At 58.0% G+C, this 24,831-nt stretch carries 15 protein-coding genes; 5 read left to right on the top strand and 10 right to left on the bottom strand.

Annotation, left to right across the window (positions count from 1 at the left end):
* Positions 1-16 precede the first annotated feature (16 nt).
* Positions 17-838, bottom strand: coding sequence for a carbon-nitrogen hydrolase family protein (locus ACM6IR_RS24525; RefSeq protein ID WP_414910070.1), 822 nt, complete (start codon positions 836-838; stop codon positions 17-19).
* Positions 839-962: 124 nt separating this feature from the next.
* On the opposite strand from ACM6IR_RS24525, the gene ACM6IR_RS24520 reads away from it, so the two are divergent.
* Complete coding sequence (locus ACM6IR_RS24520) at positions 963-1,763, top strand: response regulator transcription factor (protein WP_414910069.1); 801 nt, start codon at positions 963-965, stop codon at positions 1,761-1,763.
* Positions 1,764-1,915: 152 nt separating this feature from the next.
* The gene (locus ACM6IR_RS24515; RefSeq protein ID WP_414910068.1) at positions 1,916-3,535 is read left to right on the top strand and encodes an FMN-binding glutamate synthase family protein; all 1,620 of its coding nucleotides are present in this window, start codon (positions 1,916-1,918) and stop codon (positions 3,533-3,535) included.
* A gap of 25 nt (positions 3,536-3,560) precedes the next feature.
* Here the strand turns inward: ACM6IR_RS24515 and ACM6IR_RS24510 are convergent, their stop codons facing one another.
* The 3 genes from ACM6IR_RS24510 to ACM6IR_RS24500 are packed head-to-tail and all read right to left on the bottom strand — an operon-like array spanning position 3,561 to position 6,383.
* Positions 3,561-5,069, bottom strand: a complete 1,509-nt coding sequence (locus ACM6IR_RS24510) for a glucosyltransferase domain-containing protein (protein ID WP_414910067.1) — start codon at positions 5,067-5,069, stop codon at positions 3,561-3,563.
* A gap of 1 nt (position 5,070) precedes the next feature.
* Positions 5,071-6,012, bottom strand: coding sequence for a glycosyltransferase family 2 protein (locus ACM6IR_RS24505; RefSeq protein ID WP_414910066.1), 942 nt, complete (start codon positions 6,010-6,012; stop codon positions 5,071-5,073).
* The gene (locus tag ACM6IR_RS24500) at positions 6,009-6,383 is read right to left on the bottom strand and encodes a GtrA family protein (protein ID WP_414910065.1); all 375 of its coding nucleotides are present in this window, start codon (positions 6,381-6,383) and stop codon (positions 6,009-6,011) included. Before ACM6IR_RS24500 ends, ACM6IR_RS24505 begins: the two co-directional genes overlap by 4 nt.
* Before the next feature lie 254 nt (positions 6,384-6,637).
* Here ACM6IR_RS24500 and ACM6IR_RS24495 point away from each other — a divergent pair, with 254 nt between their 5' ends.
* The gene (locus ACM6IR_RS24495; RefSeq protein WP_414910064.1) at positions 6,638-7,762 is read left to right on the top strand and encodes an OpgC family protein; all 1,125 of its coding nucleotides are present in this window, start codon (positions 6,638-6,640) and stop codon (positions 7,760-7,762) included.
* A 69-nt stretch (positions 7,763-7,831) separates the two neighbouring features.
* Here ACM6IR_RS24495 and ACM6IR_RS24490 read toward each other — a convergent pair whose 3' ends face one another.
* The gene (locus ACM6IR_RS24490; RefSeq protein ID WP_414910063.1) at positions 7,832-9,253 is read right to left on the bottom strand and encodes an amino acid permease; all 1,422 of its coding nucleotides are present in this window, start codon (positions 9,251-9,253) and stop codon (positions 7,832-7,834) included.
* Positions 9,254-9,842: 589 nt separating this feature from the next.
* On the opposite strand from ACM6IR_RS24490, the gene ACM6IR_RS24485 reads away from it, so the two are divergent.
* Positions 9,843-12,962: a transglycosylase domain-containing protein gene (locus ACM6IR_RS24485; RefSeq protein ID WP_414910062.1), complete on the top strand. Its 3,120-nt coding sequence runs from the start codon at positions 9,843-9,845 to the stop codon at positions 12,960-12,962.
* A gap of 150 nt (positions 12,963-13,112) precedes the next feature.
* Positions 13,113-18,152, top strand: coding sequence for an NEL-type E3 ubiquitin ligase domain-containing protein (locus tag ACM6IR_RS24480; RefSeq protein WP_414910061.1), 5,040 nt, complete (start codon positions 13,113-13,115; stop codon positions 18,150-18,152).
* A gap of 242 nt (positions 18,153-18,394) precedes the next feature.
* Here the strand turns inward: ACM6IR_RS24480 and ACM6IR_RS24475 are convergent, their stop codons facing one another.
* Genes ACM6IR_RS24475 through ACM6IR_RS24455 form a run of 5 tightly spaced genes read right to left on the bottom strand, consistent with a single transcriptional unit; the run spans position 18,395 to position 24,793 of the window.
* Positions 18,395-19,660: a hypothetical protein gene (locus ACM6IR_RS24475; RefSeq protein WP_414910060.1), complete on the bottom strand. Its 1,266-nt coding sequence runs from the start codon at positions 19,658-19,660 to the stop codon at positions 18,395-18,397.
* A 41-nt stretch (positions 19,661-19,701) separates the two neighbouring features.
* Entirely contained in the window at positions 19,702-20,949 is a 1,248-nt protein-coding gene (locus ACM6IR_RS24470) for a hypothetical protein (RefSeq protein WP_414910059.1), read from the bottom strand.
* A gap of 24 nt (positions 20,950-20,973) precedes the next feature.
* The gene (locus ACM6IR_RS24465; protein WP_414910172.1) at positions 20,974-21,474 is read right to left on the bottom strand and encodes a CS1 type fimbrial major subunit; all 501 of its coding nucleotides are present in this window, start codon (positions 21,472-21,474) and stop codon (positions 20,974-20,976) included.
* Between the two features lie 15 nt (positions 21,475-21,489).
* Complete coding sequence (locus ACM6IR_RS24460) at positions 21,490-22,230, bottom strand: molecular chaperone (protein WP_414910058.1); 741 nt, start codon at positions 22,228-22,230, stop codon at positions 21,490-21,492.
* Between the two features lie 40 nt (positions 22,231-22,270).
* Positions 22,271-24,793: a CS1-pili formation C-terminal domain-containing protein gene (locus ACM6IR_RS24455; protein WP_414910057.1), complete on the bottom strand. Its 2,523-nt coding sequence runs from the start codon at positions 24,791-24,793 to the stop codon at positions 22,271-22,273.
* Between the last annotated feature and the right edge of the window lie 38 nt (positions 24,794-24,831).

The following is a 24,831-nucleotide window of genomic DNA, read 5'->3' as shown; positions in this document are numbered from 1 at the left end:
CAATGCGAAATCCGGATCAGTACGAAGGAATCAGCAGCTCACGCAATCCTGATGCATGCTCGACAATCTCCCCCGGCAACTTCAGCCGCTGATCATCCAGATACCGATAGTCCTTGCGTGCCGCCGCCAACTGGCTGAAGTCCAGCTCAACCGCAAACTGCCCTTCATCCCGGCAGGCTTCGAACAGCAGCGTACCCAACGGATCCACCAGCGCACTGCCGCCCGCAAACATCACCCCGTCATCGCCCGCTTCCACCCGATTGACCATCAACGCGAACGCCTGATTTTCTTGTGCCCTGGCCATGATCGCGGTGCGGTGTGTCGGGCCGTAAGGGTCCATGTTGCCGTTGGTGACAATCAGCCATTCGGCGCCCAGTTGCGCCAGGGCGCGGGCGGTTTCCGGAAATTCGATGTCGTAGCAGATCAACAGGCCGATCCGCACACCGTTCCACTCACACGTGGAGTAACGGTCGCCGGCCTCGAACACGCCGCGATCCGATGCCCATAGGTGCGTCTTGCGGTATTTCAGCGCGATCCCTTCGGGAGTCATCAGCAGCGTGGTGTTGTAAAAGCGGCCGTTGTCGTTCTCGGCCATACCGATCACCACGGCGATGTTGCGTTCACGGACAGCCGCCAGCACCGCGCTGACGGTGGGCCCGTCCAGCGGTTCGGCGGTCCGGGCCACGGTTTCAGCGGTGGGAAAGCCCATCAGGTGGGTTTCCGGGAAGACGATCAGTTGCGTGTCGGTGGCGCAGGCCGCAATCGCCGCCAGAGCGCGTTCGAGGTTGTACGCAGTGCCGTTGTCACGGCCCGCCAACTGGGCTAGTTCGACTTTCATGGGTATTCCTTGTTATGGGACGGGCGGTAGAAAGATTGCCCGGTTGTTGTCTGTGCGCCAGTATGCGCAGCAAGCAACCGGCCGGGGAATCACGCCGCTGGGGTAACACGATAGGGGTAGATGCATGACACTCTCGTTGGACGACATCGCCTGGCACCGCTCGGTCGGGCAACTGATCGACGCCCTGGACAAGCCCAATTTCTGGACGCAGCTGGTGCGATTGCTGGATCAGTACGTGACCTTCGACAGCTGGGTGGCGCTGCTTTTCAGCGCCGATCAACGCCCGCAAGTGTTCGCCGAATGCCCGGGCGAGGACGGCAGCCCCGATCAGTTATTTCAGGATTACCTGCGCGGCTTGTACCTGCTCGACCCGTTCTACATCGCCTGCCGCGAGCAGTCGCGCACCGGGCTCTATCGTTTGTCGGAAGTGGCCCCGGAGCACTTCGAATTGACGGAGTATTACCAGCGCTACTTTCGTCTGAATGTGGTGGCCGATGAAATCCAGTTCAATTGCCTGCTCGAAGGGGACCGCACGTTGTGCCTGTCATTGGGTAGCAAGCAGCGCTTCAGTGGTCAGCAAATTGCCTTGCTGTCACTGATCCAGCCCTGGGTGCTGGGCCTGTTGCGCCAGCGCCAGCCTTATGAAATCAACGAAGTGGTGGCCCTCGCGCCCGCACCACCACTGCCCGACTGGCGGGTGCAACTGGAAGCCTCGGTGCAGCAACTCAAAGGCGCGCAATTGACCGCCCGGGAGCTGGACGTCGGGCGCTTGATGCTCAGCGGTTGCTCCGGTAAGGAAATCGCCCGCAAGCTGGAAATCGCTGTCGAAACCGTGAAAGTCCATAAGAAACACATGTACAGCAAACTGGGGATCAAATCCCAGTCCGAGCTGTTTTCGATTTTTCTCCAGGCACAAAATGCCTGAGCCAACACGTTCCTGTAGGAGCGAAGCTTGCTCGCGAAGAGGCCATTACATTCAACATTGATGTTGGCTGACACACCGCTTTCGCGAGCAAGCTTCGCTCCTACAGAGATAGGTGTTCCGAACACAACCGAGTCCGAACCCAAGGAAACCGTATGAGCCTGTCACTCCTGAGCCGCTACGCCTTCTTTGCCGTCTGTGTGATTTTCACCCTCGCCAGCCTGCCCTTCCTGGAAAACGACTGGCTCTGGCCGATCACCGCCGTGACCGGCGTTTTGAGTCTGATCGGTCTTTTCGATCTGCTGCAGATCCCCCACGCGGTGCGCCGCAACTACCCGATCCTGGGCAATATCCGTTATCTGGTGGAGGGTATTCGCCCGGAAATCCGCCAATACCTGCTCGAGTCCGACAGCGACGCCCTGCCCTTTTCCCGGGCCCAGCGTTCGCTGGTTTACTCCCGAGCCAAAAATGAAAGCGCCGACAAACCGTTCGGTACGCTCATCGACGTGTATCAGTCGGGTTTCGAATTCATCGGCCATTCCATGCGCCCGGCACCGTTAAGTGATCCCGACAGTTTTCGGGTGATCGTCGGCGGCCCGCAATGCACGCAGCCGTACTCGGCGTCGGTGTTCAACATCTCGGCCATGAGCTTCGGCTCCCTCAGCGCCAACGCGATTCGCGCGTTGAACCAGGGCGCCAAACTCGGCAACTTCGCCCATGACACCGGTGAAGGCAGCATCAGTGAATATCACCGGGAAAACGGCGGCGACCTGACCTGGGAACTGGGCAGTGGCTATTTCGGCTGCCGCACGGCTGACGGCCGATTTGACCCGCAACGCTTCGCCGCACAAGCGCAGACACCCCAAGTGCGGATGATCGAAATCAAGATGAGCCAAGGCGCCAAACCGGGCCACGGCGGCATTCTGCCCAAGCACAAAGTCACCCGGGAAATCGCTGAAACCCGCGGCATCCTGATGGGCGAAGACTGCATCTCGCCGTCTCGGCACAGTGCCTTTTCCACGCCGATCGAACTGATGCAGTTCATCCAGCAATTGCGTGAACTGTCTGGCGGCAAACCGGTGGGCTTCAAGTTCTGCCTTGGCCACCCGTGGGAATTCATGGGCATCGCCAAGGCCATGCTGGAAACCGGCATCCTCCCGGACTTCATCGTCGTCGACGGCAAGGAAGGCGGCACCGGTGCCGCACCCGTGGAATTCACCGACCACATCGGCGTGCCGATGCGCGAAGGCCTGCTGTTCGTGCACAACACGCTGGTGGGCCTGAACCTGCGAGACAAGATCAAACTCGGCGCCAGCGGCAAAATCGTCAGCGCCTTCGACATCGCCAGCGTCCTGGCCATTGGCGCCGACTGGGCCAATTCGGCGCGCGGCTTCATGTTCGCCATCGGCTGCATCCAGTCACAAAGCTGCCACACCAACAAATGCCCGACCGGCGTTGCCACACAGGACACCCTGCGCCAACGCGCGCTGGTGGTACCGGACAAAGCCCAGCGCGTGTTCAACTTCCACCGCAACACGCTGAAGGCTTTGGCCGAAATGCTGGCTGCCGCGGGGCTTGATCATCCGTCCCAGTTGTCTGCCAAGCATTTGGTTCGGCGCATGTCAGCCACCGAGATCAAACTGTTCTCGCAGTTGCATGTGTTCCTGAAACCGGGGGAATTACTGACCGGTGAAGTGAATGGCGAGTTTTACTCGCGGATGTGGCAAATGGCACGAGCGGACAGTTTTGAACCTAATGAGGTCGCAGCGGCCTGACCCCGACGGCCCCAGTCATCGCGCTTTACCAGTGAAGCGACTTGATCGGGGCCGGTTCCTTAAAGACGATAAAACCGTAATCACCCAGCACATAAATCCGGTAGTACGGGGTCTCTAACAGCGGTGGATAACTCAGATAACCGACCCGGGTCGCGTTACGTCGCTCCTTCTCCGCCACCACGTTGGTGATGCCCACTTTCGGCAGGTCCTCGGCCAGCAGGTAAAAGTCGATGTTCAGCAAGTAGTGCAATACCGGCATCTGCTTGAATGAACCCGCCGCCCCCACCAGCCAGTGATCGGAATACGTCACCGACATATAAATACGTCTGGCTTCACGCAGTTCTCGGTGGGACGCAATGTCGTACTCAAGACTCAGTAGCGCGCTGGTGGCGAAGGTTTTCTGCATCGTCAGCACTCGGCCATAGGCGTACGACAACGAAAGCATCGCCAGCAAAGGCACCACCAATAACAGTGGCAGCCGCGTGTGGAGGCGGGCCAGCGCCAGATGGCTCAAATAGAACAACAGCACCAACAGGACCCCGAAGCCCATCAGTGTCCTGGCGCCTTCATTGAAATCCTGGAAAAACAGCGCGACACCCGACACCAGCACCACCACGGCGGGCAATGTCAGCAAACACCCCAACGCGATCAGCCCTTTCCTCACCCCTGTGTCCTGACGCTGCAGCACATTCAGGCCAAAGCGCACAGCGCCGGCCAGAGCACACAGCAACAGCACGGCGAACACCCAGGCAAATCCGCCATGAAACAGCAGCACGACTTTTTCCAGCACTCGCTCGATGTTGATTTGAAGTTGCAGCAAAGGTGCCGCCGTCCAATTCAACAACGCCGTGCGATTATGCCTCATGTACGGGTAAGCACTGGCCGAGTAGATCAGCCAGGCGAGCACGATCTGGGCGACTTTCCAGCCGATCAAGTCGCGCCATTGCGCCCAGGCCAACCGATCATTGGCGGCCCTGAGCAGCTCCAGGCAACACAAGCCCAGAAACACATTGAGGCTGATTTGATAGAGCCCCAGCGCCAGCGCCACCAGGAAAGAAGGCACCAGCCACTGTAGGATGCGTGAGGGATGACGATACGTAATCGCGTAGATCACCGCGACCAGGCTCAAGGCCATGACGGGGCCATCGTATTGATACGTCAGGTTTTGCAGGAAAAACGGGTTGTACCACAGCGGCAACACCACCAGACAATGGGAAATCGTCGGCTGCGGGTCGTAATGAAACGTCAGGCTGGTCAATGCCGAGGCCATGGCCAGCGTGGCGATCAACAGCGGTAATGGGTAGATGTTCGGGGCGGCATTGCTGAACGTAAGCAGCTTGTAAAACAGCTCGGCAAACAGTCGGCCCTCCTGGGCCCAAGCCATTCCGGCCGACAGGGAACGCCAGTTGTCATCGATATAGGCAAAGTCCGCGAGCATCAGCGGTACGACATACACAAGGGTCGCGAGCAGAAAAAACAGGAAGACCTGGCGGCGTCCGAGTTCTTTGACGAGAAAATCGCTGAACCTGCCCATGCTAAAGCCCTAGCCGGTCTTTGCCACCGACGACGTCTTTCACCACATAGCGCGGCCGATGCTTGGCTTCGATGTAGATCCGACCGACGTACTCACCGAGTATCCCGATGCCGATCAGCTGTACGCCGCCGAGAAACAGAATGGCCGTCATCAACGAGGGGTAACCGGGCACGCTGTTACCGAAGAAAATCTTGTCCAGCACCATGTACACCGCGTAGAGCACCGCAAAGAGCGAAATACTGCCGCCGACGTATGTCCATAAACGCAACGGCACGGTGCTGAACGACGTCACGCCTTCCAGCGCCAGGTTCCAGAGCTTCCAGCCGTTGAATTTGCTGGTGCCCGCTACACGCTCCGCTCGCTCATATTCCACCACCACGGTGTTGAACCCCGCCCATGACAGCACGCCCTTCATGAATAACTGATGCTCGGGCAGTGCGCGAATCACGTTGACCACCTTGCGGTCCATGAGCCGGAAGTCGCCGACGTTTTCTTCGATCCGGGTGTAAGCGATTCGATTCAGCACATGGTAGAACAGCGCGGCACTTTGGCGTTTGAGGTACCCGTCGGTGGTGCGATCGCGGCGCTTGGCGAGCACCACATCGGCGCCTTTTTGCCATTTTTCAATCAGCAACGGGATGACACTGATCGGGTCCTGCAGGTCCACGTCCATAGGGATCACCGCATCGCCGGTGGCATATTCCAGGCCGGCGAACAGCGCCGGTTCCTTGCCGAAGTTTCGCGAGAAGTTAATCAGCATCACCTGGTCATCGGCTTGCGCCAGCGCTTTGACCTGCTCCGCCGTGCGGTCAGAACTGCCATCGTTGATGAACACGATTTCGACCTCGGCGCGCTCAAGTTTCAACTCTTGGCGCACCGCCAGGTAAAACAGGCTGATCGCCTGCTCTTCATTGAATACCGGAACAATCAACGAGACTTTCATTCGTCACGCTCGCGAAACACCACGTACTTTGAAAACAGAAAACCAAACACGAGGCTCAGTGCCGAAAATATAGCCACTGTCAGCAAGCCGTGTAGTTTCCATACGTCTCCCAGATGGCCAATACCCAGACTCAGCGCTCCCATGGCCCCCAAAAACAGCAGATACCCGCGGGGCGTTGCCTTGGCGTCGAAGGTATAAAGCGCGTTCATGCAGTAAGAGAATGAGGCGGCAACACAGAAGGCGGACAGGTTGCTCACTGCCTGACTGAGGTCAGCCGCCACACTCAGCAGGAAAAAGATTTGCCAGTGAATCAGGGTGTTGGCGACCCCGATCACCGTGTACCTGGAAAACCCTTTCCACAAGAGCCTCATGGTGATTCTCCTGTCTGAAAGCGCGGCACGAACCCGTCATAAAACTTTGAACCTGTCTACTGTCAGAAATCACAGGCCTGACAACGTTTCAGACCAGTGGTTGCGCACCCGGCCATTCCAAGAGACATCCCGTAATATCCCGACTTTGCAATTGCCCACGAATCACGCCACCCTGCGCGCCGCCAATGTACGGCACGCCTCCATTAGCGCCTTCGGTTATTCCTTTTTAAACACCCGTTCACGAGCCCGCCGTCATGACACTTGAACGCGATCACCGGATCGACTTTTTTCGAGGACTCGCGCTGATCTTCATTTTCTGGGATCACGTGCCTCACAACCCGCTCGGCCAAATCACCCTGCGTAACATCGGCTTCAGTGATGCGGCGGAAATTTTCGTGTTTCTGGCCGGGTACGCAGCGGTGCTGGCCTACGGCAAAGTCCTCCAGCGCGACGGTTACCTGATTGCCTGCGTGAAGATTCTGCGCCGCGCCTGGGTGCTCTACGTGGTGCATATATTCCTGCTGGCGATGCTGATGGGCATCGTGTTTTTCGCCAACAGCCACGTGCAAACCCGGGACCTGGTGGAAGAAATGGGCCTGCACCATTTCATCAGCAATCCCCAGCAAGCCTTGGTGGATGAATTGCTGTTGCGCTTCAAACCGAACCTGATGGACCCGCTGCCGTTGTACATCGTGCTGCTGGCGGGTTTGCCCTTGGTGCTGCCGATGCTGGTGCGCAAGGCCGGGGCGGTGGTGGCGGTGTCGACGACGGTGTACCTGCTCGCCCCATGGTTTGGCTGGAACCTGGCCGCCATCAAGGACGGCGTGTGGTACTTCAACCCCGTTACCTGGCAATTGCTGTTTGTGCTCGGCGGCGCCGCAGCGATTCATGGGCAGCGGCCACGCGTGCCTGACACTCGACCGCTGGCGCGCCAGCCCTGGTTTGTCGGCGCAGCGGTGTACGTGGTGGTGGCCGGGGTGATTACCGTTTCGTGGCGGTGGCCGCAAATACACGATGCCCTGATGCCGGCCCGCCTGAGCGACTGGTTGTACCCGATCAGCAAAACCGATCTGTCGCCGGTACGGCTGTTGCACTTCCTGGCGTTGACCTATGTCACCGCCCGGCTGTTGCCCGGAAACGGTTGGACGCAAAACTGGCCGGCACAGCAATGCTGTCGGATGGGGCGTTATTCGCTGGAAGTCTTTTGTCTGGGTGTGCTCCTGGCGCCGCTGGCGGACATGCTCAATGCCCTGACCGACGATGCGTTTGCCATGCAAGTGTTTACTGCGTTGGTGGGGGCTGGGTTGATGGCGTTGTTGGCGGTATGGCTGGATTTCAACAAACGGCTGACCCGACCGCTGACCGTGGCAGCCACTTAAGTCCACAACGAAAAAGCCCCGATCATTGCGACCTAATGACCGGGGCTTTTTCATTTCAAACGTTACGCCTTACAAAGCCGAACGCACTGCACCTTGCGACACATTGGTCGGTTGCAACTTGAACACATAGAACAACACCGTCAGCAGCACCAGGAACGCCGGGCCTACATAAAGCGCCACGCGGGTGTCCGGGAAGTACGCCATCAGACCGACCACCAGCACCAGGAACGCCAGCGCCAGATACGAACTGACGGGATACAGCCACATCTTGTATTTCAGACCGGCACGTTCGCTGGCACTCAGGCCTTTGCGGAACTTGAGCTGGGCCAGCAGGATCATCACCCAGGTCCAGATCGCGCCGAAGGTCGCAATCGCGGTCACCCAGACGAAGACTTTCTCGGGTACCAGGTAGTTGAGCAGCACACCCAGCAGCAACGCGCCGATCGACAGCAACAGTGCGCGACGGGGCACACCGTTGCTCGAGGTCTTGGCGAAACCGGCCGGGGCCTGGCCATTCTGCGCCAGGCTGTAGAGCATGCGCCCGGTGCTGAAGATGCCGCCGTTGCAGGACGATAACGCGGCGGTGATCACCACGAAGTTGATGATGCCGGCGGCGGTCTTGATGCCCAGACGCTCGAAGGTCATCACGAACGGGCTGCCCTGAGTGCCGATTTCGTTCCATGGGTAGATCGACAGGATGACGAACAGCGCGCCGACGTAGAACAGCAGAATCCGCCAGAACACCGAGCCGATCGCGCTCGGAATCGTCTTCTGCGGGTTCTTCGCTTCACCGGCGGTCAGGCCGATCATCTCGACACCGAGGTAGGCGAACATCACCATTTGCAGGGACATCAACACGCCTTGCATACCGTTGGGCATGAAGCCGCCGTGCGCCCAGAGATTGGAAATCCCCAGCGCCACACCGTCATTGCCGAAGCCGAAAGCTATTACGCCGACACCGCCGATCACCATCGCAATGATGGTGACGATCTTGATCAGGGCGAACCAGAACTCGAACTCACCGAAGGCTTTGACCGCGATCAGGTTGATGGTGCCCATGCTGATCAGGGCCGACAGTGCCCAGATCCAGCGCGGCACATCGGGGAACCAGACGCCCATGTACACCGCCACCGCGGTGATTTCCGCAACGCAGGTCACCAGCCACAGGAACCAATAGTTCCAGCCAGTCAGGAAGCCGGCCAAGGGGCCGAGATAGTCTTGCGCGTAGCGACTGAAAGAACCGGCGACCGGGTTGTGCACGGCCATTTCGCCGAGGGCGCGCATGATCACCAGGATCGCCAGGCCGCCAATAATGTAGGACAGCATGATTGCCGGGCCGGCCATTTCGATGGCCTTGGCCGAACCGAGGAACAGACCGACGCCGATACAGGCACCGAGCGCCATCAAGCGAATATGCCGTTCGCCGAGTTCGCGTTTAAGCGGGCCGCCCTGAGCGGTCCCGCCGTGGGGCAGGTGATTGCCAACTGGCATAGGGGTACATCCTCGTCTTGTTATTGGAGATGACCACCGAGTATCGAAGCCCTGACCGATAAGCCATTGCTTCTGCGAAACCGGGCCTGCTTCATGGGCAGAACCGTCCTGCAGGGCAAATCCTGCAGAATCAGCGGGGCGTGCAGTATAAAAAGCTTCCTATAGGGCTTTTCACTCTAAAAACCACAACATTCAGCGAGAACTCTCGGCAAAAGCCCGGTTTACGGAGGGGCATTACCTGGCTTTTGTAGGATTATTCGCTGCTAAAACGGCGCGGAATATTGCACAGCACTGGTGCATCGTCATTTCCCTTATTTACGCAGTGATGGCTCTAGCGCAGCGCTTTCAGACATTCCGTACCTGTGGCGAGGGAGCTCGCTCCCGCTCGACTGCGCAGCAGTCGCAACTGCGCACGCGGGGTTTATCCGACACACCGCAATTGCATTGAGCGGGGCCGCTTCGCAGCCCAGCGGGAGCAAGCTCCCTCGCCACAAGTGAAATTTGTGTGTTCACAATTTTTTCACCGATGCCAACCACCGTCTAAGCTTCAGACAAGTCCGATCAATCTGCGTGAATGGATCAGTCGACTATGGGCGCATTATGGCAAACCGATTCGAGTAAAACTGTGGTCCCGACTGAACGTGTGGATGAAGCACCTTTACCCGAAAAACCCCGTCGCAGTCGCATCAAGCACGGGTGGAAGGCGTTTTGGCTGCTGTTGCTGATTATCCTGATCGTTCTGGGCCTGGCCGCCGCCAAGGAAATGCGCACTTCGAAGTTTCAGGCCCAGGAAGTCAGCAAATTTGCCGCATCCCTGAGTTACGACCTGAAACCCGGCCCCAGCGATGCTATTCGCTATCCCGGGGCAGGCCCGTTCGACCTGCGTCTGGGCTACAGTTCTCTGGATGAATTCCTGCCCCGCCTGATCAAACGCGACTACGTCATCGCCTCACAAACCCGTTTTTCCCAAAAACTGATGGACTACACCGACCGGGGCTTTTTCGTGCCCTACCCGGAGAAGATCCAGGCCGGACTGTCGATTACCGACTGCCGTGCGGCGCCGCTGTACCAGTTCAAATATCCTCAACAGCTGTATTCGAGTTTTGCCGCCATCCCGCCGGTAGTGGTCAACAGCTTGCTGTTCATCGAAAACCGCTTCTTGCTCGATCCCCGGCAGCCCCAGGCCAACCCCGCCGTGGACTGGCCGCGGTTCGGCATGGCGGCATGGTCCCAAGTCGCCAAACTGATGCACATGCCTGGCCAATCTGCCGGTGGCAGTACCCTGGCAACGCAACTTGAGAAGTACCGGCACTCACCCGATGGCTTGACGGTGTCGGGCGGGGAAAAAATCCGTCAGATGATATCCGCCAGTGTGCGGGCGTATCAGGCCGGCCCGGAGACGCTGGCGGCTCGGCAGAACGTGGTTCGCGACTACCTTAACAGCGTGCCCCTGTCCGCCGTACCGGGCCACGGTGAAGTGCATGGCATGGCCGAAGGTTTACGCGTCTGGTATGGCGCCGACTTCAACCAGGCTAACGAATCGCTGGCCAGCACCGCGACGGATCCAAAAACCATGTCGGAAAAAGGCCTGGCCCTGCGTGAGATGTTGTCATTGATGATTGCCCAGCGTCGTCCTTCCCATTACTTGACCAAGGGTCGCGAAGAACTGGTCGACCTCACCGACAGCCACATTCGCCTGCTCGCCCAGAACGGTGTGATCGATGAATCGCTGTCTGCGGCGGCCTTGGCCAGCAAGGTGACTTACCGTGACTGGCAGACTCAACCGACTATCCAGCCCATCGAAACCAACAAGGGCATCAGCGTCGCGCGCAGTCGTCTGGGCGGTTTGCTCAATCGTCCGCTGTATGACCTCGACCGCCTCGACCTCTCGGCCACCAGCACCCTGCAAGGTGAGCTGCAAACCAAAGCCACCGAATACCTCAAGCATCTGGCCGACCCGGCGTTTGCCGCGCAGATCGGTTTGATGGGCGAACACTTGCTCACCCCGACCAGCACCTCCCAAGTGCGCTACAGCTTCACGCTGTTTGAACTGACACCGGACGGCTCGCGCGTGCGGGTACAGACCGACAGCACCGACCAGCCGTTCGACATCAACGAAGGCAGCAAGCTGGAACTGGGTTCAACCGCAAAAATGCGCGTGCTCACCACTTACTTGCAGATCATCTCGGAGCTGCACGATAAATACGCCGGGATGACCGTCCCGGAACTGAAGAAAGTCAACGTGCCGGAACAGGACCATATCAGCCGCTGGGCCGTCGATTACCTGATCCAGAATAAGGATCGCAACCTGCCGGCCATGCTGAGCGCTGCGCTGGACCGCAAATACTCCGCCAGCCCCGGCGAAGCCTTTTTTACCGGTGGCGGGTTGCATGTATTCCATAACTTTCGCAAGGAAGACAATGGCCGCATTCCGACACTGCGCGATGCAATACGTGAGTCGATCAACCTGCCGTTCATTCGGCTGATGCGCGACCTGGTGCATTACGCCACCTACTCCGGCCCCAACAACAGCGCCGAGTTGCTGGTAGACGACCGTGATCCGCGTCGTCAGGAATACCTCGCCTCGTTCGCCGACCGTGAAGGCACATCGTTCCTGCTGAAGTTCTGGAAAAAGTACAAGAACAAAGACACCCAGGCGCGGCTCGAAACCTTCCTCGACAGCATGCACCCGACGCCCATTCGCATGGCCGCGGTACACCGGTATCTGTTGCCAGAGGCCAGTCAGGAAAGCTTCAACACCTTCGTGCGTTCGCACCTCAAAGGCGCCAAGCTCACCGAAAAACTCACCGATGAACGCCTCCAACGGCTCTACGAAAGTTACGGCCCTGGCGCCTATGACCTTCCGGACCAGGGCTTCATCGCCAAGGTCCACCCGCTGGACCTGTGGCTGATGGGTTACCTGCTGAACAACCCGGATGCCAAGTGGAGCCAGATCGTCAAGGCCAGCCAGTTCGAACGCCAGGAAGTCTACAGCTGGCTGTTTAAAAGCCGTCACAAGGGCGCCCGCGACAGCCGCATCCGCACCATGCTGGAGATCGAAGCGTTCCTCGACATTCACCAGCGCTGGCAGAAAGTCGGCTACCCGTTCGATCACCTGGTGCCGTCACTGGCCACCGCCATCGGCAGTTCCGGCGACCGCCCGGCGGCGCTGGCGGAGCTGATCGGTACCATCCTCAACGACGGTATTCGCATGCCAACGTTGCGCATTGATACCCTGCACTTCGCCGCGGATACGCCGTATGAAACCAAACTGATCAATAACCCGAATGTCGGCAAACGGGTGATGCCTTCCGAGGTTGCCACGGCCATGCGCGAAGCCTTGTCGCAAGTGGTGGACGCCGGTACCGCCAAACGAGTTTCCGGCAGTTTCATCACTCCCGATGGCAAACCATTGGCCATGGGCGGCAAGACCGGGACAGGCGATAACCGCATTGAAGCCTTCGGTTCGGGCGGACGGGTTCTCAGTTCCAAATCCATCAACCGCACCGCGACCTTTGTGTTCTACATCGGCAAAAATCACTTCGGGACGTTGACCGCGTTCGTTCCCGGCCAGTCTGCCGAAGCCTTCAAGTTCACCTCGGCGTTGCCGGTGCAAGTGCTCAAAGGCATGGCGCCGATTCTCACGCCGTATCTGCAACCAGGGAGTCATACGCAGTGCCTGCCTGTCGAGGTGGCACGGAGTGAATGAACGAAGGTAGTAATTAATTGTTTTCGGCATTGATAATTCCGGTGCTTCGTATTGACGAACACCGGTTTAACCACAGAAATTCAGACTATTACTTTGGGCGATGGAAGTTAGGCTGGTGACTTCCATAATCACTCAAGGCTTGTTACCACGATGTCTGATTTACAAGGACGTACACCCGACAATAAAGGCCGCCATTACGACTTCATCAACAGTCGTATTCCTCACACATTCAAAAAAGCCTCAGTGCAGAGAATCCAGGAACTCAGTGCCGCTCGAAAAGGCCCCACGCAATGGGTAGTGACGGCCTCAAACTTCAATCACAACCTGTTACAAGACGCCAACCTGAAACTCTGGGCAGCCCAAAACAACGTCGATCAGATGCTTGATGAGTTACAGGATATTTATACATTCGCCGAACCGTTGCTGAGCGCCGCACTGAAAGAACACTACGGCGTTGACGACAATGTCAGAACAACTTACTTACGACTTTACTTACCCAAAGAACGCCCCTGGTACGCAATCAACATCTCCCAGGGTGTGGTAACCCGCACGGTTTCACTGCTTGACGCTGCGCTGCATAACTTCGCCCGATCCGAAACCGGTGAAGCGGAGTCCGACTTCGTCAGTCAGCCCGACGAGCGAGGGCTGTTCGATATCAAGCCGATCAAGCGCAAAATGTCCATCGCTCAGTTCCAGACCCTGTGTCGCGAACTGGACATTGGCGCGCGTTATGCCGAATACCTTGAAAGCTTTTTGCTGCCTGACGACGCCGTTGCGAAGACCTGGTTGAAATACAACGTGGTTGAAAGTCAGAAGGCCGCGTTCAAAGCAGCGACCCATCTGGCGCAAATGACCGGCAACATCACGCAGGACACCCGCGACCTGGTGCTGGCCATGCTGGATGGCCAGCGCAACCTCAGGTACAAAGGCAAGCTCGTGCAATTTGGCGAGATGTCCCTCCTGGACACGCCGCTGACCGGCATCGTGCTGATTACACCTAATCTGGACCGAACCAACACGGCTGCCCAGGTGATCGCCTACATTCCCCAGGACCCCGAGCATCCGCTGAAAGAATATCCCACAGTCGACGCCTTCATGAATGAGCTGACTCGCCAATTGCGCGACAACGACTTCATTGAGTCGGCCCAAATGACCTATCGCCAGTACTTCAGCCAGTTCGTCGCCCAGCCACAGCGAGGTCACTTTTTCGCCGAACTCCAGCAACGCCTGTTTGAGGTCACGCAGCATGAAAAAGAAGCGTTGGACCAACGCCCGGTGTGGCGGGAGGAACCCGTGGTCAATCCCAAGGTGCGATTTGACTTTAGCCTGATCACGGGCGATTTCTGGACCCATCTCTACCAGCAAAAACTGAACAAGATTCTCAATGATGCCAAACACATTGCAGTGTCCACCGCCGATACGGACAGCAATGCCCGCTGGGCCTGGTGGGACAATTTCAAGAAAATCGTCTCGGACATCTTCAACGTCGCCCTGATGATCGTCACCCCGTTCGTACCCGGCCTGGGCGAAATGATGATGGTGTACACCGCGTATCAGATCACCAACGACGTCATCACCTCTATCGTCGACCTTGCCGAGGGGCAGTGGGCCGAAGCCGCCGAGCATGTCGTGGGGGTGGTCACCGACATCATCCAGTTGGCGGCCTTCGCCGCGGGCGCAGAGATCGGCAAACTCGCTCGCTTGAAACTCTCCCCCTTGATCGAAGGCATGAAACCGGTGCAACTGCCCGATGGACAGCAGCGCCTGTGGCACCCCGACCTCAAACCCTACGAACAGCCGAAGCTCCAGTTACCGGTCGATTCCCTTCCCGACGAACACGGTCTGCACCGCCACGAAGGCCAGGAGATTCTGCCGCTGGAGAACCGACATTACGCCGTGCAACAGGACCCGATCACGGGCAACTACCACATCAAGCATCCACGTCGCTCCGACGCCTATCGACCGGAGCTGAAGCACAATGGCTCGGGTGCCTGGACCCACGAAGCCGAGAACCCGCGCGATTGGGAAGGTCCGACCTTGATGCGGCGTCTGGGGCACAGCGTGGCGGACGTCAGCGACGTCGATCTCGAACAGGTCCGTACAGTCAGCGGTACCGAGGACAATGCCCTGCGCAAGATGCACATGGACAATGCGTCGCCACCGCCGCTGCTGACTGACAGTCTCAATCGTTTCAAAATCCAGAAGGAGGTCGCACAGGCCGGCGAGCGAATCCGCACCGGGCAGCCGCTTGCCCCGTCCTCCTACTGGTTCGTAAACCTCCCGACCTCGCTCGAGGGCTGGCCTGCCGACAAGGCGCTGAAGGTGTACGCCGATCCCAGCCAGACCGGAAGCTTTCGCCAGTATGGAAACCCCGACGCGAGCACCGATCAGACGCTGTCCACCGATCTCTCCCACGTCATGAGCGGCAAATTGCCTGAGAGCCTTGTGGTCTTTCTTGATGAGGAAGAACTCAAGCATCTGTTCGGCCGGCAAGTCCCCAAAGGTGAACAGCTGCAAGCGCTGCGCAATCTGCTGGCTGATGAAGCAGAAACCCAGAAAATGGATATTTTCAATTATCAGTACCAAGCCAGTGAACGGTCAGATAACCCACAGCTTCAACAGCTCGTACAGAGCGCTCCCACACTCCCCCGCAGTGCAGCGCAAAAGCTCTTGGCCAATGCCAGCCGCGCGGATCTGGAGCGCATGAACCAGGAACAGCGCGTGCCATTGGACTTGAAACTCCAGGCCCGTGAGGCGGCATTCGAGGCGCGCGCCAACCACGCCTATGAAGGGTTATATGACGATGCCCTCCTGACGCCTGACACCGAAAATCTGGTGCTGAACGCCCTTAGAGTCCACTCCGACACGTTCAACGATCTGCGCATCGAAGTGCGTGACGGCACCTTTGACGGGCCGTTGCGTTGCAGCGTTGGCAGTGACGAGGCAACGACCGTCCGACTGTTGATCAGAAATGAACATGCAAAATACGAGGTGCGCGATGGCACTGACCATCACATGCATGAAGGCGACGATTTCTACGACTCAGTCCTCTACGCCTTGCCGACACAAAAACGCATTCAACTGGGCTATCGGACGGGCCAGGGCCGGCAGTTCAAACAATGGGTGATGGCAAAGACCGAGGCGCCCGCCGAGCGCCGCACAGCATTGCTTGAACCGCCGATTCGCCCGGTGGCAGACCCACAAACAGTCAGCCTGCTTCGTGGGCCCGTGATCTCCAAGACGCCGGCGACCCTGGAAGACAGTGTGCGAGATCTGTATCCCCATTTATCCGAACGGGAAATCAATACGTTTGTCCGGTCTCTGGGTGGCTCGCACGACGAGGCGCTTCAGAAGATCCGCAAGCTTGACCGCGATTTGTACACCCTGAAGGAGACGCTCAATAAATGGCGCTATCAGCAACCTGAAGGCTGGGGGCCCGGCGCCAATTCGTACCTGGACAATGGCGGAGAGCACATTGCCAAGCGCCTGATCGAGTGCTTCGAAAGAAAACCGACCGTGTTCGGTGAGCGAGCTGCCTCCGTTGAAGCGGGTTATGCATTGGACTTATCGACAGAGTTCAACCGTTACGATCTGGAGCGCTGGTGGAAAAAACTGCCCGACATCAAGTACTACCTCGACCAGGTGACCACCCTGAACCTGGACCGTACGAGCTTTTCCGCTGACGCCGACGGTCTGTTGAAAGATTTTCCTCATATTTCTCAACTGAGTGCGAGGGACTGTCAACTTACACAGCTACCGGGAGGGATTGGCAGGATGCATGCACTCCAAACGCTGCGTTTGATGAACAATCGGATCAAACTGACACCTGAGGCGGTGGAGCAGCTGCGAAATCTGACCCACATGGAAACGCTCAGACTCGATGACAACCCACAGCTAGGAATGCTGCCGAACGTCGAGCGCATGCCTAAACTGAAAATCCTCAGTCTGAGCACCACCGGCGCCACCACCTGGCCTGAGGGCCTTTTCAAGAAACGCCGGCCACGGGGCTTTTTTCTGGATTTGATGGAAAACCCTCTTGAGCACATACCAAAAGTGACGCCGGGCTCTGATGATGCCCGCATCATTGCACGCACGCGGATTGACGAAAGGGGCCTTTCGGACTCAGTCCGTATCGCCTATGAAGGCTACCGAAGATCGGTGGGGCTGAGTACCACCCAACCCTATTCCGCTGCGGCCGAGCGTGCGATGGATCAATGGCCGATGTCTGACGATACGGAATGGTGGAGCAGCGCGAACGGACTGGGTACCTTTCGGGATGAGGCCTGGCATGACTTGATGGCCGAACCCGGTAGTGAAGGGTTCTTCCGGCTGATTCAAAAACAGACGCTCTCGGCCGACTACCTGGCAGGGGGCGAGGCGCGCAAACAGTTGTCGGCACGGGTGTGGCGCATGATCGAGGCCATCGACCTGGACAGCGAGCTGCGCAAAGAGTTGTTCGAGATGGCGAGAGCACCAACTACTTGCGCCGATGCCGGCGCACAGGTCTTCAACAACATGGGGATCAAGGTACTCGCCTCTGAAGCCCATGCTTTTTCAACGTCGGGCGAGGACCTTGAAATCCGCTTGGTGACGCTGGCAAAAGGTGCCGCCCGCCTGACACGCGTGGATGACATCGCCCGTGCCGATTTCGGCGGCAGACCGGGGACGCCCGATGAAGTCGAAGTTTACCTGGCCTATGAAACCGGCCTGACTCAACGTCTCGGTTTACCTTGGCAATCCGAAACGATGCTGTTCCGACGCATCGCTGGGGTGAGCCCCGCCACGCTCGATCTGGCCTATGACACGGTCGTTTCCATGGAGGCCGGCGACGGACTGGTCAACGACATGCTCGAGCAGTCCTTCTGGGAGAACTACTTGCGCGACACTTACCCGACGGAGTTTCGGCGCAACGCTCGACAGTATGAGCACAAGACCCAACTGCTCGACGAACTGCGGGACGCTCGGCTTGCCTGGGCCGACTCCAAGGGATCGCCGTTGGTGCAACGACGGGCGCTCAAACAACGACTGCAATACCTCGGCAGGCAACTTGGCGTTCCGGAGAGCATTGCGCTCGCCGATGAACCAATAACCGACGCGGTCTATGACAGTTTGCTCAACGACATCGGTTACGAGGAAAAGCAATTGAGCAGAAGGCTGACCCGGGAGGCGCTGCAAAAAGCCGGGCAGTAAATAGTCGAGAACCGCCCCTTGAAGGTGATGCAAAAGACACCTTCAAGGGTAATCCCAGTCAATTGTCGCAACACACTATGTAGCAGCTGGCGAAGCCTGCGTTCGGCTGCGAAGCAGTCGTGAAACCAGTGCACGCGTTCTACCCGATAGACCTCTGCGTCTGAATTCACGACTGCTTCGCAGCCGAACGCAGGCTTCGCCAGCTGCTACTGATCGGCGTTATCCTTCGAGGACGTTTTTCTTCAGCCCACTTCTGAATCCCAAATCACTGTCACTCTTCCTGAGTACTGCCGCTGCTGTCCGGGCTGAATCATCTCGGCGACTTCACTCGCAGGGATTTCGAAATGCAGCGTTCCTGGCTTGCCATCCACATAGAGCCCCGGCAAAAACATCTGCACGACACCGCCGTTACGCAGTAATGGTTGGCGATTGACGGGTTGTCCTGCGATGTTCGTCAAGCCGGGAGGCAGGCTCACGCCGACATTCAGTGGCGCGACATGACCGGTCAGTGGTTCTCTCACCGCGCAGGTCTGACCGTCCAGACTGTATTCACACTCCAGCTGCATCTTGAAACGCGAACTGGCGGAAATAGTGAAGGTTTGGTCGCGGAACAGCCGTGTCGGTTTTCGCCCTTGAGTCAGCCATGATTGCCAGCCGCCCTGGGGCACCAGTTCCACGCGATTGCCGCCCGGTGGTACATCGACTTTGAGGGTGTGCAGCACGTCCAACTCGAAATTTAATGTCAGGGAATTACTGCTGGGCAGCATGATGTCGCCCATGTCGAAATCTGCCCCAGGGCCGAGGGTGTAGTTCATCGTTCCAATGTACTTTCCCGAGGACATGCCCAATGGGTTGGGTGTTACCAGCTCATAGGCAAAATCCAGGTACTGGTAGCGCAGCCAAGGCACATTGAACCTGGCCTGTTTTACGCAAGCACCCTCTGCAGGGGTTTTCCAGAAAAAAGCATACCAAGTCGGATTGTAATAACCCACGCCGCTGTAACTGCAGGGAGCGGGCGCGTAGACCCAACTACTACCCCACAGTTGAGAATGAGCGACCCGATAGTCATCGCCCCCACCCACCAGACTGATCACGTCATCAGATTCGGTGGTGGAGCCAATGCCGGCGATACGGACTTGTACGTTCTCCTGTTCACCCGTGGCCTCGTGAACAACGGTTAACGTTCTCCACTGCGCCGGGACCTTTATGAATGCCCCCTTACGGGGATCCTGGTGATTGGCAGTAATCGGCCCAATGGAGTCGAACGTGATCGGCACTCTCAGACTGAACATTTCGTTGTCGATGCATTGCTGAGGAAAACTGGCGCAATAACCACTCGGCGGCGTATCGTTTTTGAATTTATTGCGCTGCGGGTTTGCCGAGTCCGGCTTGAACGAGGCCTGAATCGACACCTCTTCAGCCCCTGCCGATGTCAGCCACATCGAGAAAAAAAACATCGCACCTGCACAGCAGTATGCACATCGTCGAAACGCCTGAAACCGCTTCATCCCTTTAACCTCATTCCTTATTAGCGCTTCTACGAAAACCACTAAACCTCCGAATCCCAGATGACGGTCACGCTTCCCGAATACTGCCGCTGCTGTCCGGGCTTGATCATCTCTGCAACTTCACTCGCAGGAATTTCGAAATGCAGGGTTCCCGGTTTGCGATCCACATAAACCCCCGGCTGGAACAACTGTGTACCGCTGCCATCAAGTCGTAGCGGCCGGCGATCGACCGATTGGCCGCCTGCGTCCGTTAATCCGGCGGGCAGGCTCACGCTGATGTTCAGTGGCACAAAGTGACCTAGCTGCGGTTCATTCAGCGAGCAGGTATTGCCTTGGACGTACTGGCACTCCAGCAGCATCTTGAAACGCGAACTGGCGGAAATGTTAAAGGTCTGGTCACGGAACAGCCGTGTCGGTTTTCGCCCTTGTGTGAGCCAGGATTGCCAGCCGCCCTGGGGCACCAGTTCCACGCGATTGCCACCGGGTGGTACATCGACTTTGAGGGTGTGCAGCACGTCCAACTCGAAATTCAATGTCAGGGAATTACTGCTGGGCAGCATGATGTCGCCCATGTCGAAATCTGCCCCAGGGCCGAGGGTGTAGGTCAGCTGTCCAAGGTATTTTCCCGAGGACATGCCCAACGGGTTGGGCGTTACCAGCTCATAGGCAAAATCCAGGTACTGGTAGCGCAGCCAAGGCACATTGAACCTGGCCTGTTTTACGCAAGAACCTTCTGTCGGGGTTTTCCAGAAAAAGCTATACCAAGTCTGACCGTAATAACCCACGCCGCTGTAACTGCAGGGAGCGGGTGCGTTGACCCAACTGCTGCCCCACAGTTGATTGTAAGCAAGCCGATAGTCATCGCCCCCACCCACCAGCCTGATCACGTCATCAGATTCGGTGGTGGAGCCAATACCGGCGACACGGACTTGTACGCTCTCCTGTTCACCCGTGGCCTCGTGAATAACGGTTAACGTTCTCCACTGCGCCGGGACCTTTATGAATGCTCCCTGACGTGGATCCCCATGGTTGGCCATGATCGGCCTGCTGGAATTGAATTGAATCGGGACCTGCAAGCTAAACATTTCATTTTGTTGACATTGCTCTGGGTGGCTGCCGCAGTAACCACTTGGCGGCGTATCGTTTTTGAATTTATTGCGCTGCGGGTTCGCCGAGTCCGGCTTGAACGAGGCCTGAATCGACACCTCTTCAGCACCTGCCGAAGACAGCCACACCGAAAACAAAATAGTCACGCCCGCATATCGCAGGAACACCCGAAAACAGTTCATCCCTTTAGCCTCATAGAATCGGGTTCAAGCCCCTGGCATGACCGCGTTGAAGATCATGTTGACGTTGCCAAAATAGCTGCCGGGCTTGTAAACCCCATCGGCCGGCGGCATCGGAACGATTTCCAGCAACACGCGTTTGCCGGGGGCAGCGTCGGTCAGGGAAACCACTTCGCTGCTTTCCTGCTCGCTCAACAGCTTGCCGTTGAACAGCACCCGCAAATTAATGTCATGGGCTGCAGTGCCGTTGGACAGGTACGGTCGGCCTTCAAGCCGCGCTTCGATCGATCCGGCTTCGTTCTTCACATCGAAATACTTGCGCAAGCCGCCCAGGGTCGAGGCCGTCAGATTCCACGGCAATTGCTGCTCGCGGTGGATCCAGTCGGGGTCTGTCGGAATCACATAGAACGCCAAGGTCGGAATCGTCACGAACACATCGAAACGATGCTCTTCCCTGGCGGCAAACGCCTGCGTGCACGCCCACACGGCGATGACCGAGACGAGCACGAGGGTCATTTTTTTGAACATAGTCATCACCCGGGATCAACCTTTCACGACCAGTTTTTTGTTGCTTTCACCTTCAACCAGGGTGAAGCGGTACTCGCGACCGGCCTGCTTTTCGAACTGAAAGGTCCGCCCCCCCAGGATGTGATGTTTGGTTGTGGGCTGGCAGTCCTGCTCGTTTTTAACCGAACAGTCCTGGAACTCATCGATGACCACGACGGTGTTGCCGTTGTTGCGAATCCGGTAGCTGCCCGCAACGTCTTCGATCGCGCTATCAAAACGTGCCTGCTTGGGCCGCACGAAAAATACGGCACCATAACCGGCCAGTACGTTGACGCCGGCGGAGAGGGTTTTCTTGTAGTCCTCACGCTCTTCGCTGGAGACGGCGAACTCGTCTTCCTTCACGGGCACTACCGGGACGAAACGCACGCGAAAATAACGTTCTTTGTCGCGCTCGCCCATGAACAGCAATCGCGTGCCCTGCATACCGTTCGCCGGCACGATCAGCCGGGCCGGGCTGGCCATCAAGCCATCGCGGGCGCTGCCATCGGCCTGCGTCTTGAGCGGCACTTCCTGTGACTTTCCGTCGGCGTCATAGATAATCTCGAGAATGGTGACCTTCACAAATGCGGTACTGTCGCCGCCATTGAATACCCGTTTCAGGTAGGTACTTTTGTCCCCGTCCAGATAGTCGTACACCGTGCCGATATTGATGCTGGGTGTGGCGTGTGCCGTCTGGGTGAACAAACAAAAACCAAATAATGCCAACAGGCGTTTCATCGTCCTTTACCTCGTTGATTAATCACGTTCTGCCGGGCCATCAACCCGCTGTCCGATCCGCAAAACTCGCGTCCGCCAAGGTGTCCGGCGTGCAGCGCAAATCGCCGATCATCAGCACATTGTTTTCAGTGCGCCCACTGCTCGGGTCGAGGCGGAACTGGCACAGCAACTGGTTGTCGTGACGCACTTCCAGGGTCGGTGAGCCGGCGTTCATTTCCATCGAGAAGAAACCGTCCACTTCACTCACGCCGCGACTGGCGTGGTTGATGATGTGGTGGCCTTTAAGCGGGTTGCCCTGAGGGTCGATCAGGCGACCGAGCACGGTGACGGTTCTCATCACTTTCACCTGGCGATACTCCACGCCACCCTTGTTCAGGTGATAGCTGGAACGGGCCGGCTGGATGGTCGCGGCGGGCACATGATTGCCCTCGAAGTCGAAACTGACGGAGCTGCTTTTGTAGGCGGTAATCGGCACAAAATTGCGCCCCGGCCGCAGTAACGCGCTGCCACCGCTCAAGTCGTCGGCGCGCAGGGCGATGCCCTCGATGTCCGACTCCACATCGATGATCATGCCGGCACCGTTGCGGTGGTACTGGCTGGTCATGACCATCTTTTGCCCACCGACGGCGACGGTGCTTTCCAGGTTCAGGCCACCGGTGAAGTCGTTGTTGAAAGATGAGCGCTGGATAAATCCATCGCCATTGACCAGCTCCGATTGCATCGTCGCCATCGCATTCAACCCGATACCGTAGGTGTCGGTGATTGCCGTGGCCGAGACGCTTTGCAAGACGTGATCCTGAAGGTCTTTGCGGTAGGAGATCGACGCGTTGTTGTCACGCCCGCCTTCACGGGCGGTGCGCGTTCCAATGCTGCCGGAGATCTGTTCACCCGGGCCGCCCAGAGCAATGTTGACACTCAAGTCGATGCCTCGATTTCGGTCGTCTCCCGAACTGATGCTTCCCGGTCTGTCGAACAGCGACAGCCGCCAGTTGGCATCGCTGCCAAACAGCTGGGTGCGCTGGGTCCACCCCAGATCCACGCCGACGCCTTGGGTATTGCCCTCACTGTGGGACACCCGGGCATTGACCGAACTTTTGCTGGTGAGTCGCTGATTCACCGACAACGACGAGTTGCTGGTCTGGCCGACAAACACGTTGGGCTGTCGAACCCGCGTGCCATCCGGCAGGGTGTCGTAGAGTCGGGTCGTGTCGAGCCAGCTGCGATTGTGGCTGGCGACAATGCTGCCACTGCCATAGGAATAAAGGCCCTGCACATCCAGGCCGGTGCCATAGTCCTCGGTCTGGTAGACGGCGGCGTAGAGGCTGGCATTGTTGACGATTGTCCAGTCGACCGAGGTGCCGTACTGCATGGCGTCGCGAACCTGTCGCCCGGTCAGGCCGAGGATCACTCGCGGGTGCAGGAGGAAGTTGAGCGCGGCGCCGGCGGTCATGTCGCCATCGACCTGATCATCCCAGTTACTCAACACTTTGGACTCACGGCCGGCGAACAGGTTGTAGCGCCAGCGCTCGTCATGGTTGTGCCAGTTGCTCGGTTTGTAGACCAGTTCCTGAGTGCTGGAAGTAATCTGGCCGTCTTCGATCAGGCGCACTTCCACTTCATAGATACCGCCCGGCAACGGACGCGTATCAAGGGTCTGCAGCCCTGCGGGGACAGCCTGGGTGTTGATCATCAAGCCGTCGCGGTAAATCTCCACCGAGCCCTGGCGATTGGCGGTGACGTAGATCGGATAAACCGCCGGCTTCGGATTATTCATGGCCAGACTGTCGGAGCTGCCGTACATCACACCCACCGCCGTGTCGGGGCCAGTGCCAAAGGTGCGCGCTTGCCGGGTCAGCCCTTCCGACGACGGTGTGAATAAGCCCAGGCGCAAAAAATTGCCTTCCAGTTCGCGCTGGCTATAAAGCTCATTGACGGCGTGAAAGAGCTTGTCATCCATGCCGCCGAGCCGGGACAGCTGCAGATTCATCGCTTGGGTCCAGTTACCCAGGCTGCTGCTGGCTTCCAGGCCATAACGCCCGCCGAGGTCCTGGTTTTGGCCACCGTTGAGGTTCAGCTGGTTACGCACGATCAACCCGGTGCTGCCGCCTTCGGGAAGTGAGTAATAACGCGGTGCCTCATCGTCGCGTTCGGCGTTTTCAGTAAGGACCGACACCAGCGAATTTTCGAGGCTGTAATGCACCGCCAGCAGTTGCTCCGGGCATTTGGCCTGGCAGCTGCCGAGCGCCACACCTTGCTTGAGATAACTCGCCCAGGTGTCGCGTTCGCTGGGCTTGATCGTACTGTCGCTGACATCAGTGAAGTCAACTAAGGTGATGCGATCGTCGCGGGTTAAAACGACCATCGCCTCACCGAGAAACTGTTGGTCAAGTTCCACGCGCACCGCCAGCGGCACATCAAAGAAGTGCTCTTCGAACTCGCTCGGCAAGCCTTTGGCCTGCGCTAACAAACCTCGCGGTGTAGTGCCGTTATCCATAGGCGCGGCCAGGGTGGTTGCACAGAAAAAAAGGGCAAGCGCCGTCGCGATGGGAGTCATCGGGAACATGAACGGGATACTCTGAAGATAAGTGCGTTAAAACCCGA

The organism is Pseudomonas sp. IT-P253, from assembly GCF_949768125.1.
Taxonomy (GTDB): domain Bacteria; phylum Pseudomonadota; class Gammaproteobacteria; order Pseudomonadales; family Pseudomonadaceae; genus Aquipseudomonas.
This window is presented reverse-complemented; position numbering and strand designations above follow the sequence as displayed.